This window comes from Desulfosporosinus burensis (genome assembly GCF_054657535.1).
This window is the reverse complement of the sequence record NZ_BAAHYN010000116.1, coordinates 1-254: the sequence shown is the minus strand read 5'-3', so window position 1 is coordinate 254 and position 254 is coordinate 1. Positions and strand designations below refer to the sequence as shown.

1 pseudogene is annotated in these 254 nt (G+C 50.4%); it reads right to left on the bottom strand.

The features are described from left to right. Nucleotides 1-195 (bottom strand): annotated as a pseudogene (locus tag ACYQ3Q_RS28650) (2-oxoacid:acceptor oxidoreductase subunit alpha); the annotation flags it as partial. Nucleotides 196-254: the final 59 nt, after the last annotated feature.

Here is a 254-nt window from a genome sequence, read left to right as displayed (position 1 = left end):
AGCGACCACGATCAGGTCCGCATCGTCAAGCTGGACCTCTTCGACTAATTGGATCCGGTCTAAATAAGGAGTTAGCTTCTGGGTTAGACGTTGCATAAACTTCTTGGTCACGTCCGGGTTCCCGGTTGGCAAGCCTTTTTCAGTATGTGTCAAGCCGGTTACATGGTAGCGGTATCCGTCGCCAAAGTTCGCCATCGCCGGAATCATGCTCTGATTGTTTTCATAAGGGATATAGTCACTTGGCGGTACCGTCT